The 13085-nt window shown below is 70.6% G+C and carries 10 protein-coding genes; 6 read left to right on the forward strand and 4 right to left on the reverse strand.

Annotation, left to right across the window (positions count from 1 at the left end; translation table 11 throughout):
- Nucleotides 1-23 precede the first annotated feature (23 nt).
- Nucleotides 24-872: an ABC transporter permease gene (locus ABZ860_RS33950; protein ID WP_357228190.1), complete on the reverse strand. Its 849-nt coding sequence runs from the start codon at nucleotides 870-872 to the stop codon at nucleotides 24-26.
- Nucleotides 869-1810 (reverse strand): ATP-binding cassette domain-containing protein, encoded by a 942-nt coding sequence (locus ABZ860_RS33955; RefSeq protein WP_357228193.1) that lies wholly within the window; start codon nucleotides 1808-1810, stop codon nucleotides 869-871. The genes ABZ860_RS33950 and ABZ860_RS33955 overlap by 4 nt, the downstream gene beginning before the upstream one ends.
- A 300-nt stretch (nucleotides 1811-2110) precedes the next feature.
- Here ABZ860_RS33955 and ABZ860_RS33960 point away from each other — a divergent pair, with 300 nt between their 5' ends.
- The 5 genes from ABZ860_RS33960 (at nucleotide 2111) to ABZ860_RS33980 (ending at nucleotide 9782) form a co-directional block, all read left to right on the forward strand.
- Nucleotides 2111-3223, forward strand: a complete 1113-nt coding sequence (locus ABZ860_RS33960) for a glycosyl hydrolase family 18 protein (protein ID WP_357228195.1) — start codon at nucleotides 2111-2113, stop codon at nucleotides 3221-3223.
- 361 nt (nucleotides 3224-3584) lie between these two features.
- A complete protein-coding gene (locus ABZ860_RS33965; protein ID WP_357228198.1) occupies nucleotides 3585-4907 on the forward strand; it encodes a cellulose binding domain-containing protein in 1323 nt (440 codons plus the stop codon).
- A gap of 5 nt (nucleotides 4908-4912) precedes the next feature.
- Entirely contained in the window at nucleotides 4913-6523 is a 1611-nt protein-coding gene (locus ABZ860_RS33970) for a glycosyl hydrolase family 18 protein (RefSeq protein ID WP_357228201.1), read from the forward strand.
- Between the two features lie 35 nt (nucleotides 6524-6558).
- Entirely contained in the window at nucleotides 6559-8037 is a 1479-nt protein-coding gene (locus tag ABZ860_RS33975; RefSeq protein ID WP_357228204.1) for a carbohydrate-binding protein, read from the forward strand.
- 371 nt (nucleotides 8038-8408) lie between these two features.
- Nucleotides 8409-9782: a hypothetical protein gene (locus ABZ860_RS33980; RefSeq protein ID WP_357228206.1), complete on the forward strand. Its 1374-nt coding sequence runs from the start codon at nucleotides 8409-8411 to the stop codon at nucleotides 9780-9782.
- 19 nt (nucleotides 9783-9801) lie between these two features.
- Here the strand turns inward: ABZ860_RS33980 and ABZ860_RS33985 are convergent, their stop codons facing one another.
- The gene (locus tag ABZ860_RS33985; RefSeq protein WP_357228209.1) at nucleotides 9802-10212 is read right to left on the reverse strand and encodes a hypothetical protein; all 411 of its coding nucleotides are present in this window, start codon (nucleotides 10210-10212) and stop codon (nucleotides 9802-9804) included.
- Between the two features lie 149 nt (nucleotides 10213-10361).
- Here ABZ860_RS33985 and ABZ860_RS33990 point away from each other — a divergent pair, with 149 nt between their 5' ends.
- Nucleotides 10362-11543 (forward strand): hypothetical protein, encoded by a 1182-nt coding sequence (locus ABZ860_RS33990; RefSeq protein ID WP_357228212.1) that lies wholly within the window; start codon nucleotides 10362-10364, stop codon nucleotides 11541-11543.
- Between the two features lie 15 nt (nucleotides 11544-11558).
- Here the strand turns inward: ABZ860_RS33990 and ABZ860_RS33995 are convergent, their stop codons facing one another.
- Entirely contained in the window at nucleotides 11559-12647 is a 1089-nt protein-coding gene (locus ABZ860_RS33995; protein WP_357228215.1) for an AI-2E family transporter, read from the reverse strand.
- Between the last annotated feature and the right edge of the window lie 438 nt (nucleotides 12648-13085).

Raw genomic sequence — 13085 nt, forward strand, 5'->3', positions numbered from 1 at the left:
CGCGGGACTCCTCTCCGGGGCGTTCATCGGATCCTCCGGGTGTAGGCGCGTACGGCGAGCGGGACGAAACACGCGGTGACGGCGGCGGCCCACGCCAGCGTGACCCAGACGTGCGCCCCCACCGGAGCGCCGGTGAGCAGCGCTCGGACGCCGTCGGCCAGGTGGGAGACCGGGTTGACCGACGACCACCAGCGCAGCACGCCCGGCAGGTTGGCCGGGGGGATGAACGCGCTGCTGCCGAACGTCAGCGGCAGCAGGACGGCGGTCGCCGTGCCCTGCATCGAGGCGACGGACTTGGCCTTGAGCCCGAGCCAGGCCGACACCCAGCTCAGCGCCAGCGTGAACAGCAGCAGGAGGGCCAGGCCGGCCAGCGCGTCCAGAGGCGATGCCGTGATCCGGAACCCGGCCGCGATCCCGGCGAGCAGGGCCACCGCGATGGTGACGGCGGTCGTCAGCGCGTCCGCGCTCACCCGCCCGATCAGCGGGGCGGATCGGGCGATCGGCATGCTCCGGAACCGGTCGAACACGCCGTTCACGATGTCCTCGGCGAGGTTCATGCCCGTGGTGTTCGTCGAGATGAGCGCCACCTGCGTGAGCACGCCGGGCATCAGATAGCGCGCGGCGTGCTCGGGGTCGCCGGACATGGCCCCGAACATCAGGACGAAGACCACGACCATGAAGACCGGCTGCAGCAGGAACTGGACGAGCCGGCCGGGCTCGTTCCGCAGCGGTGTCAGGCTCCGCCAGGCGAGGGTCATGCCCTGCGCGAGCGCGCCCCGGCGCCCGCTCGTGGACGGTGTGGCGGTCATCGCGTTCTCCCTGTGGACGCCGTCGGTCTGTCTTGCCGGTGTGGTGGCGGGTGCGGCGGTCATCGCGTCCTCCCTGTGGTCGTGCCGCCCGTGAGGGCGAGGAACGCCTCGTCGAGCGTGGGCCTGCGCACGGCGTGCTCGGCGAGGGGGACACCGGCCTCCTCCAGCCGCCGGAACACGGCCGGGCTCACCGCCGAGTCGAGCAGCGGCACGCTGAGCAGCCCGTTGTCCCCGCGGTGCGGAGTCAGCCCGGTGACTTCGGCGAGGATCAGTTCCGCCTTCTCCGTGTCGTGCTCCGGCCGTATCTCCAGCCGCCGGTCGCCCGCCCTGGCCTTCAGCTCGCGGGGTGTGCCCCTCGCGGCCACCAGGCCGTGGTCGATGAGCACGATCTCGTCGGCGAGCTGGTCGGCCTCCTCCAGATATTGCGTCGTGAGCAGCACGGTCGACCCGCCCGCGACCTGTTCGCGCACGATCCGCCACAGGTCGGCCCTGGCGCGCGGGTCGAGCCCGGTCGTCGGCTCGTCCATGAAGACGATGGACGGCCGCCCGACGAGGCTGACGGCGAGGTCGAGCCGCCGCCGCATGCCCCCCGAGTAGGACCCCGCCGCCCGGTCGGCGGCGTCCTCGAGTGCGAACTCCGCGAGCAGCGCCGACGCCCTGCCCCGGGCCTCGGCCCAGCTCATGCCGAGGAGCCGCCCGATCATCACCAGGTTCTGCCGTCCGGTCAGCTTCTCGTCCACCGACGCGTACTGACCGGTCAGCCCGATCAGCTTCCGCACCTCGGACGGCGCCTTCACCACGTCGTGCCCGCCGACCGTCGCCCGGCCGCCGTCGGGGGAGACGAGCGTGGCGAGGATGCGGACCGCGGTGGTCTTGCCCGCGCCGTTGGGGCCGAGCACGCCGAGCACCGAGCCCGGCGGCGTGGCGAGGTCGATGCCGGCCAGCGCGGCCTTGCCGCCGTATCTCTTCACGAGGCCGTGGGCCTCAATCGCGTACGTCATGCTCCGACGGTCGCCGCCCGCGCTGGCACGAAGCTGGCACCGTGCTGGCACGAAGCCGGCACCGTGCCGGCAGGGCCGCCGACGGCGGCGAGGGGGTGAAACTTGCAAAGAAGCGGGGCATCAGGGATAGCCGCAGGTGGCGCCGATGGAACGTGCCCGCCTGCGACATGAGCCGCGCATAATCCGGGCTTAAGACTGCGCTCCTTGTCCGCCCGGCGGCGCCGCCACTACGCTCCCGCGGCATTCCTCTTCCCGCCTCCGCGCCCCGTCGCGGAGGCTCGTCCTGGTTCGGAGCCCGCCATGGGAGCGATCACGCGTGGCACCTTCGCCGTCGTGGTCCTGAGCGCCGTGCTGTCCTCGCTGTTCGTCGCCTGGTACGGCCCGGCCCGCGCCACCGAGACCGGCGCCACGGCCGTCGGCCAGACACAGTCCAGGTCACGTGTCGTGGTGCGGCGGGCCGCCGTCGTCCCGGCGCGGGCCGCCGTCGCTCCCGCGCAGGCCACGGTCACTCCCGCACAGACCACTCCGGCACAGGCCGCCGCTCCCGCGCCCGTGCCCGAGGTGACGGTCACCGTGACCGTCACGCCGTCGCCGTCCCCCTCGCCGGGCCGCATCAGGATCGGGTACGTCCCGCAGCGCGGCGCGTACGGCGCCACGTCCACCGTGCGCGACCTCGACAGCAGCGGGCTGGCGGGCAGGCTGACCCACGTCCTCTACGCCTTCGCCAACATCGACCCCGGCACGCTCACCTGTCTCAGCGGGGTCACCCGGCCGCTCGCGCCCGACCCGAACGACCCCGACCAGGGCGACGGCGCGGGCGACGCCTGGGCCGACTACCAGCGCGGTTTCACGGCCGCCGAGTCGTTGGACGGCGTGGCCGACCCTCCGGACGCCCCGCTCGCCGGCAACTTCAACCAGCTGAAGAAGCTGAAGGCCCGCCACCCCGGCCTGAAGGCACTGATCTCGATCGGCGGCTGGACCTACTCCAAGTACTTCTCCGACGTCGCGCGGACCGCCGCGACCCGGCAGAGGTTCGTGAAGTCGTGTCTCGACACCTACATCAGGGGCGACCTGCCGGGCGTCGAGGGCAGGGGTGGTCCGGGCAGCGCGGCGGGCGTCTTCGACGGCATCGACATCGACTGGGAGTGGCCCGGCGGCGATGGGCACCTCGGCAACCACACCGGCGTCGACGACAGGCGGAACCTGACGGCCCTGCTGGCCGAGTTCCGCGCGCAGCTCGACGCGCTCGGCGCGGCCACCGGCCGCCACTACCTGCTCACGGTCTACCTCCCCGCCGACGCCGATCGGATCGACGCCGGGTTCGACCTGGAGAAGCTGGTCGGCCTCGTCGACTTCGTCAACGTGCAGCGCGACGGCCGGCACGCCGTCCGCGAGGGCGCGATCCTCCGCTGACCTCGCCCTCGACCGTGCTCTCCTTAACGGACGAGCAGCCGGCTCTTAACGCGCGCATAACCCGCTTCCGCGCCTCTACCGGCGATGACACGGTTCGTTAGGAACGCTGTCGAATTGGGTCTTGTGAACCAGCGACCGCAAAGCTACGATCCGTACAACTCTTAGGAAACTTTCCTAAAAGAAGAATCACCGGGAGCCGAAAATGGCCCTTCCTCACCCGTAGCGTTCTCCTCTCGCGTCCCGTCACCAGACGCCCTCGAGTGCCGTACGGCCGGTGCTGTTCCGATCGGCCGCCTCCGTCAGGCGCCGGCCGTACGGATTCCCATGACCTCCCCGTTCACCCCCCACAGAGGTTGTGTCCATGCAGATCAGGTACGTCTGGCGTGCGCTCGCCGCGGTGGCCGCACTCGCGCCCGCTCTCGTCGCGCTGCCCGCCGAGGCCGCCACGGTGAAGGCCGTCTTCTCGGCCGACTCCGACTGGGGCTCCGGCTACCAGGGCCGCTACACCCTCACCAACACCGGGACCGCTGCGACCTCCGGCTGGACGGTCGAGTTCGACCTTCCCGCCGGCTCGACGGTCGGGTCCTACTGGGACGCGCTGATGACGCGTTCCGGCGACCACTACACGTTCAGGAACCGCGAGTACAACGGCGGCCTGGCTCCCGGCGCCTCGACCACGTTCGGCTGGGTGAACAGCGGACCCGGCACGCCGGCGAACTGCCGCCTCAACGGTGGTCCGTGCGACGGCACGACGACCTCGCCGTCCCCCTCGCCGAGCGCGTCTCCGAGTTCGCCCCCGCCCGCTCCCGGAGCCCTGCGCACCGCGCCGTACGTGGACATGGGCGCCTGGCCGACCCCGAGCCTGAGCGCGATGGCCTCGGCCTCCGGTCTGAAGAGCTTCACCCTCGCGTTCGTCACCGCGTCGGGCTGTAAGGCGATGTGGTTCAACGCGTACGACCCGCGGCAGAAGTGGGCGAAGGACCAGATCGACGCGATCCGCGCCGGCGGCGGCGACGTCAAGGTGTCCTTCGGCGGCGCGACCGGCATCGAGCTCGCCCAGGCGTGCACGGACGTGAACGCGCTGGCCGGCGAGTACGACGCCGTCGTCACCGCCTACGACCTGAAATACATCGACCTCGACATCGAGGGATCCGCGGCGGCCGAGCCCGCGTCCATCGCCCGCCGGTCGCAGGCGCTCGCCCGGCTGCAGCAGGCCCACCCCGACCTGAAGATCTCCCTCACGCTGCCCGTGCTGCCGAACGGCCTGACCGCCGACGGCCTCAACGTGGTGCGGTCGGCCCGTGACGCCGGGGTCAGGCTCGACGCCGTCAACGTCATGGCCATGGACTACTACCAGTCCGTCGACTACGGCGACGCGGCGGTCCAGGCGGCGAACAGCACCTTCGCGCAGCTCAAGAGCCTGTATCCCAGCCTGTCCGACACCCAGGTGTGGCGGATGGTCGGGGTCACGCCGATGCTCGGCCAAAACGACGACGGCCGGATCTACAACCAGGACGACGCCCGCCAGCTCGTCGCCTTCGCCAAGGACAGGCACCTGGGGCTGCTGGCCTTCTGGGAGACGACCCGCGACCGCAACGCCTGCACCGGGGCGCTCTACTCCTGCACCAACATCCCCCAGTCGCCCTACGAGTTCTCCAAGATCTTCGCTTCGTACACGGGATGAGGCACATGAACAAGCTCATCGGCCTGGGCGCGGCGGCGTCGCTCGCCTTCGCCGGCCTGCTCACGGCGACGTTCACCGGCCCGGCCCGTGCCGCCGACATCGCGGCCAACCCGGGGTTCGAGTCGGGTCTGTCGGGGTGGACGTGCGCCTTCTCGGCGCAGGCGGTGCCGAGTCCGGTGCACGGCGGGTCGAAGGCGTTGTCGGCGACTCCGGCGGGCGGGGACTACGCCCGGTGCCAGCAGACCGTCAGTGTCAAGCCGTCCACGACGTACGCGCTGTCGGCGTGGGTGCAGGGGAACTACGTGTTCCTCGGGGCGACCGGCACGGGAGTGAACGCCCAGACGTGGGGGTCGCCGGGATCGTCGTGGTCGCAGCTGTCGACGTCGTTCACCACCGGGTCGTCCACGACGAGTGTGACGATCTACGTCAACGGCTGGTACGGCCAGGGCGCCTACTACGCCGACGACGTCGTCCTCGACGGCCCGGGCGTCCCGGCCTCGCCCTCCCCGTCCCCCTCGGCCAGCCCGTCCCCGTCACCGTCTGCATCCCCATCCCCATCGCCATCGCCATCGCCGTCGACCTCGCCGAGCCCGCCGCCGGGCGGCAAGCGGCTGATGGCCGGCTACCTGCACGCCTCGTTCGCCAACGGCTCCGGCTACGTGCGCATGGCCGACGTCCCCGACGCGTGGGACATCATCGACCTGGCCTTCGGCGAGCCGACCTCGCCCACCTCCGGCGACATCCGGTTCACCCGCTGCCCGGCCGCGGAGTGCCCGAACGTCGAGAGCGACGCCGACTTCGTCGCCGCCATCCGCGCCAAGCAGGCGGCCGGCAAGAAGGTGCTGATCTCGATCGGCGGCCAGAACGGGATCGTCCAGCTCACCACCACCGCCGCCCGGGACACGTTCGTCCGGTCCGTCGCCGCGATCATCGACAGGTACGGCCTCGACGGCCTCGACATCGACTTCGAGGGCCACTCGCTGTCGCTGAACCCCGGCGACACCGACTTCCGCAATCCGACCACCCCGGTGGTCGTGAACCTCATCTCGGCGATCAAGACGCTCAAGGCCAGGTATGGCGCGAAGTTCACGCTCACCATGGCCCCCGAGACGTTCTTCGTCCAGCTCGGCTACCAGTTCTACGGCCCCGGGCAGAACGGCACGGCCGACGCCCGCTCCGGGGCGTACCTGCCCGTGATCCACGCGCTGCGTGACGACCTCACGCTGCTGCACGTCCAGGACTACAACTCCGGGCCGATCATGGGCCTCGACAACCAGTACCACACGATGGGCGTGGCCGACTTCCACGTCGCCATGACCGACATGCTGCTCACCGGCTTCCCCGTGGCCGGTGGCGCGACCTTCCCGCCGCTGCGTCCCGACCAGGTCGCGATCGGTCTGCCGGCCGCGCCGTACGCCGGCAACGGCTACACGAGCACGGCCGAGGTGCAGAGCGCCTTCGGCTGCCTGGCGAAGGGGACGGGCTGCGGTTCCTACCGGCCGCACGGCGTCTTTCCCGGCCTGCGCGGCCTCATGGCCTGGTCCGTCAACTGGGACACGTACACGGGCTCCGAATTCTCCCGCTCCCACAGGGCGTATCTCGACGCCCTGAAGTGATCCCCCCACCCACCCCCCAACCCTTGCGAGGAAGAATGCAGCTTCGCCTCCGTACGGGCCGGCACGCCAGGGCGGCCCTCGCCCTGCTCGCCTCCCTCCTCCTGGCCGTCGCCGGACTGGTCGCGGGAACGGCCGCGTCCGCCTCGGCGGCCCCGAACAGCGTGGTCATGCTGGCCTACCCGGCATGGGCCCCGAACACGTGGTACGCCATCGGCGCCCGGGTGACCTACAACGGCGTCGACTACGAGTGCATCCAGGCGCACACGTCGCTGACCGGCTGGGAGCCGCCGAACGTCCCAGCCCTGTGGAAGCAGGTCAGCGGCGGAGGCAACCCGTCCCCGAGCCCGTCGCCGACGCCTCCGTCCGGCGCCCCGGGCAAGCCCGGCAACCCGGCCGTCACCGGCACCACGAACTCGTCGATCTCGCTGTCGTGGTCCGCGTCGAGCGGCACGGTGACCGGCTACCGCGTCTACGAGGGCACCTCGGTCAAGGCGACCGTCAGCGGCACCAGCGCCACGATCTCCGGCCTCGGCACCTGCACCACCCACACCTACACCGTCAAGGCGTACAACTCGAACGGCGAGTCCGCGGCGAGCGGTTCGGTGACCGGCACCACCACGGGCTGCCCCACGAGCGGCGGCAAGCTCCCCGGCGCGCCCTACCTGTACGAGGGCTGGGGCAACCCGCCGAACCCGGCGACGGTCATGAACGCCACCGGGGTCAAGCAGTTCACGATGGCCTTCATGCTCTCCGGCGGCGGCTGCACCCCCGCGTGGGACGGCTCCCGCCCGCTGTCCGGCAGCGCCGACGCCACCGCGATCTCGCAGATCAAGGCCGCGGGCGGCAACGTCCAGATCTCCTTCGGCGGCTGGCAGGGCAACAAGCTCGGTCCCAACTGCTCCAGCTCGTCCGCCTTCGCCTCGGCCGTCCAGCAGGTCGTCAACGCCTACAACCCGGCCGCGGTCGACTTCGACATCGAGAACACCGACGAGTTCGAGAACGAGGCCGTCCAGGACCGCATCCTCGGCGGATTGAAGATCGTCAAGCAGAACAACCCGAACGTCAAGGTCGTCGTCACCTTCGGCACCAGCACGACCGGCCCGACCTACTACGGCACGCGGCTGATCAACCAGTCGAAGGCGCTGGGCGTGAACATCGACAACTACACGATCATGCCGTTCGACTTCGGCGGCGGCGCCGACATGTACCAGAACACGGTCAACGCGGCCGAGGGCCTGAAGAACGCGCTCAAGGCGGCCTGGGGCTGGACCGACGCCCAGGCGTACGCCCACATGGGCATCTCGGGCATGAACGGCCTGTCGGACCAGCAGGAGCTGACCTCCGTGAGCACCTGGACCCAGATCCGCGACTGGGCCAAGTCCAAGGGCCTGGGCCGGCTCGCCTTCTGGGCGGTCAACCGCGACCGCGGCTGCCCGGGCGGCGGCGTGGTGTCGAACTGCAGCGGCATCGCGCAGAACGACTGGGACTTCACCAGGATCACCGCGGGCTTCTGACCCGTCCGCCTGTCGACGGTCAGAGGGATCCGGGCACGGCCCGCCGGACCGGATCCCTCGCCGTCCGCGCGCCGTGTGAGCGCGGACCGATCCGAGTCGGGCGCCCATGAGCGGGCGGCCGGTCCGGCGGGGACGACCCCCCTACCCGCCGCGCCGGTCGCCCCCGTGCGTGGGGGCGAGCAGGCCGATCAGCATCCCGACGATCACGGCCACGGCAAGGGTGATCCACAGGCGAATTTTCATCGAAGTCTCCTGAATGTAACACTCCGTGGTCACAATACTCCGAATCGTGACGGATCGCGATGGTCGGAACGCCGAATCCGGGATCGAGTCGCCTGTTTTGCCATTCGTCAGGCAGGCTTGGCACCGTCATGGAATACGCGATCCCCACCAGCATCGTCCTCGTCGCCGGCGTCGTGCTCGCGCTCGCCGCCCAGTGGAAGGGCTGGCGGCCGTCCCTGGCCGTCACGCTCACGCTCGGCATCGCCGTACGCGTGCTGATCATGGTTCTGTCGGCCAGGGACACCCAGTGGCAGCCGATCGACTACGTCAACAGCTTCCAGCCCGCCGGCGTGGCGATCCTCGACCACCGCGACCCGGTGCTCGAGAGCAACGGCGGATGGCACTTCCTCCCGACGATCCCGTACATGTACGGCCTGCTGTTGTGGCTGGGCATCCCCTGGGAGTACGCCGGCCGCATCGTCACCGTCGTCGCCGACGTCGTGCTGATCCCGCTGGTCGGCAAGCTGGCCGGGGCGCGGACCGAGAAGCTGCGCGCCTTCCAGTACGCCTGCAACCCCCTCGCGATCCTCATCGCCTCCGTGCACGGCCAGGTCGAGCCGGTCTCCCTGGTCTTCGGAGTCGCGGCGTACGTCGTGGCCCGCGGCCCGGGCGAATGGCGGCGGCCCGAGCCGCTGCCGTGGGCCGGCGTGCGCCTCGCGAACCGTGACCTGCCGCTGCCCTGGATCTCGCCGGGCGCGATCGTGCGGCGCATCGTCCACCCGTCACAGGAGGACCGCGCGGCGACGGGCCGGGCCGTGTGGGCGGGTCTGCTCATGGGGCTCGCGCTCTGCGCGAAGAGCTGGCCGGTGATCCTCGTCCCGGCCCTGCTGATGTTCCTGCCCGGGCTGCGCAGCCGCCTGGTCTCGCTGGTCGCGACCGGTGTCTCGCCGGTGTTCTTCCTGCTGACGCTCCCGATCGGCGGCTGGACGGAGTGGCGGCAGCTTCCCGAGGTGCTCAACACCATCGGGCTGCGGCCCAGCGACGTCCGTCCGATCACGGGCGACTGGGGCTGGACCGCCCTGGTCAGCGGCGGCAACTGGAACCTCGACCCGCTCCCGGCCAGGATCGGCCAATACCTCATCTACGCCGCGATCGTCGCCTGCCTCATCTGGTGGCGCAAGGCCGACCCGGTCGACGTCACGATCGCGATCCTGCTGTCTTTCATGATCTTCACGCCGCGCCTCGGCGCCCAGTATCTGCTGTGGTTCATGCCGTTCCTGGTCGCCCGGCCCACCCGCTGGGCCTGGCCGGCGATCCTCGGCAGCACGCTGTGGGCCGCGATCGGCTACATCGTGCTCACCCAGTTCCACGGGCCCAAGTGGGGCGAGCTGCACGCGCCCTGGGCGATCAGCTCGCTGGTGCTGTTCCCGGTGCTGATCGCAGCGATCCCGTGGCGGCGCAGGCGCGCGGAGCTCACACCGGTGCCGGTGCCGGGGGAGAAGAAGACCGTCCCCGCCGCCTGAGCCGGGGGTCCCGCCGGTCTCACGTCACGATGAGGCGGACCATGTGGCCGTGGCTCTTGAAGCCGGGCGGGTCACCGTCGAGCATTCCGGTCACGCACTCGAACACGCCCGGCCCGGCCTGCCGTACGAAGAAGACGGCCTCCGCGATCGCCGACAGCAGCCGGATCACGTCGCGCTGCACGTGGACGCCCTCCCTGTCGCCGGCCAGCGAGACCGTCACCTCGTACACGCCGTCGTCGAGCAGGCGCTCACCGGTCAGCAGCCACTCCGACCCGCACGCCCGGCGCAGGTGGGGGAGCAGATGGGCCTCGGGATCCTCCGTCACCCAACCCTCCCGCGCCATCGCGTCGAGCAGGGCGGACACCTGTGGCTCCATCGCCGAGGCGTCCGCGATCCCGGTGAGGCGCTCGTCGTCGTCCCATCGCCGCATGATCAGACCCTAAGCCGGAGCACGACGGCGCAGCCCGCAGACGCTCCGTGTCGCGCCCGTCCGACGGCCCCGGTGATGCCCGCGCCCGTAATGTCGCCCGCGGCCGCTAGCGTCTCCACCGGCACGCATGATCACCACGGGAGGACGCGATGGCCGAACTGATCCGCAGCGTCGAGGACGAGGTGCCGATCTCCTACGGCCGTTTCGACCTCATCGACGCGTCCGGCCTCGATGCCGAGGCCCAACCGGAGGAGGCGGCCGGCGCGCTGCTCGCCGAGCCCGGTCAGGTCGCCCTGGGCCGGGTCGGCGTGAGAAGCCATGCGTGGGCCTGGAACGCGCGCGTACGGATGGAGGCGTGGGACGCCGAACCTCCCCCACCCGGCGAGCCCTGGACCGAGGCCGGGCAGATCCTCTATCTGAGTCCGGGCGGCATCGTCGGGCTGTGCGGCCTCATGCGCGCCCCGTCGGAGCAGCAACTGCTGCTGGGTCCGCCGTTCTTCGCCTACTGCCTGCGGGCCTACGCCGGACCGGTCCGTACGGAGCCGGTCGGCATAGGGCCGGATGACATCGGGCCGGTGAACAGTGACGAGAGCGTGACCGAAACCGTCGAGGAGGCCTGGCTGCTGCGGTTCTGGCCGCTTGCCGACGCCGCAGGTCCGGCGCTGCGCGCGGAATCCGAGGCGAGCGGTCTGGCCGCGGCCCGGATGCGTGAGATCCTTCCGCTCGAGCCCGGCTCCACCGCGCCGCGGCCGGAGGAGTGGCCGGCGTTGCGACCGTTGCCACGACCCGCGCCCGCGCCTCCGATGGTGATCCGCTGGTCCTACCCTGCCGAGGACGTGCCGGACGGCGATGCCGAAGGCCGCTTCGTCGTGCCGCAGGAGACGCTCGACTCCTGGCGGCGTCTGGACGAGACACTGGGTGACCTGCGCATCGACATGCTCGGGAACCTGCCCGCCGGCGTTGGCTCGTGGTCGCAGGAGGAGCTCGAGCGATATGCGGAACAGCTGCGCGTGAGCCTGCGTATCGGTGCAGAACTCAACCCGCACCGGGCACCCACCCTGCGGATCGAGGAGGCCGATGTGCGCGCCGTCCCGATCGGTCCCGCTCCCGGCTTCAGCGGCCGCGCCTGGGTGTGGGCCCCCGACGAGAACGCCTATGGCGACGTCCTGTCGATCGACAGGGAGGTCGTCGCCCGCGACCGCATCGCCGGCAGGACGCTGCTCACCGGGATCGTCACCATCCTGCGCAACGAGAACGGCTTCGTCGAGGTGCGCGCGGCCACCGGCGCCGAGGCCGCACGAGTGCTCGGCGTCGAACGGCTGCGAGGCTGACCTGGCCGGGCGGCCTCACCGAGGATCGTGCTGGTCCGGCTGGGAGCCGGGGCGGGACTCCGGGGAGCGTTCCGGTAACCGCCCGGAGATGAGCGCGGCGGCCCAGGTGCCGTCCGGATCGCTGTCGACGAGCAGGGCACGGACGAGCAGGCTCAGCGGGATCGCCAGCAGCGCGCCGAGCGGGCCGAGCACCCAGGCCCAGACGATCAACGAGAGGAACGTGGCCGTGGTGGACAAGCCCACGGCGTCACCCAGGAACTTCGGCTGGATGAACGACTGGATCACCACGTTGATCGCGAGGTACGCCACGATCACCAGCAGCATCGTCTTGGGCCCGCCCTCCAGCAGCCCGAGCAGCGCCGGCGGGATGAGGCCCAGGATGAACCCGATGTTCGGGATGTAGTTCGTGATGAGGGCGAGCACCCCCCACAGCAGCGGGAGCGGCACGCTCAGCACGTACAACGCGATGACGTCCAGGACCGAGCAGATGAGGCCGAAGACGGTCGAGACGATCAGGTAGCGGCGGGTCCTGTACGTGAAGGTCTTGAGCGCTCGGGCGAGGGCGGGCCGTTCGGCCGAGGCGGCGTCCACGATCCGGGCGAACACGGGGGCGTCGAGGCTCATGGCCAGCAACAGCACGACGATCAGGAACAGGCTCGACAGCACTCCCAGAAGGCTGCTCAACACGCTCTGGGCGAGGCCGATCATCTTGCCGAAATCGAGCGACGACAGCGCCTTGTTGAGCTGTTCACTTCCGTAACCGAGGCCCGCCGCCCAGTGCTGGAGGTCGGCCACCATCGCGTTGAACTGCACCGCGTACGTGGGAGCCAGGATGGCGAGCTGCGCGGCGGCGAGGCTGAGCACCGCGACCATACCGAGCAGGACCAGCAGCACCACGGCGAGGGGAACGGCCACCTGCAGCCACACCGGCGAGTTGTGACGGGCCAGCCAGCCGCGCACCGGGGAGACGGCGATGACGAGGGTCAGTGCCAGGACGACCGGGCCGACGATCGAACCCACCGCCTGGACGCCGGCGAGAGTGATCACCGCGGCCGCGGCGCAGACCAGCACGATCAGGGCACGAGGGAACCCCTGTCGAGTCACGTCCCGTTCCTACCCCTTCTCCTTGTGGAAAGGCTGAGCAAGGTGGATCAGTCGTAGCACGCCCCGGCCCCTACCCTTGCTCGCGTGGGCGAGTCGTGACGGGAATGAAGCCGGGCCGCAGGCCGCTCGATTCGTGCGGAACTTCCATCCGGTTCACGACCTGCGGGAATAGGTCTCCGGACGGGGGCGTTGGATACTCGCCGGGCCAAGTCGCCGGCAGGCCCTGGTAATCTTGTGGTGTCGGCGCGGTTCGGCGCACTCCACTTCGATCACTTCGGTGATTGTGTTGTGTGTGCGCGGGCTGGTTGCCGGCCACTCCTCGTGCTTATTGATCTTCTTGGTCGGTGGTTTTGCGCCGGGCTGGGGGTTCGGGTAAGTTAGAGGGGTTGCCCCGGAAACGGGGTGGTCGAATTCCTGTCGGTCGGCGGGTTTCGGGTC

It is taken from the genome of Microbispora sp. NPDC046973 (assembly GCF_040644495.1).
Taxonomy (GTDB): domain Bacteria; phylum Actinomycetota; class Actinomycetes; order Streptosporangiales; family Streptosporangiaceae; genus Microbispora.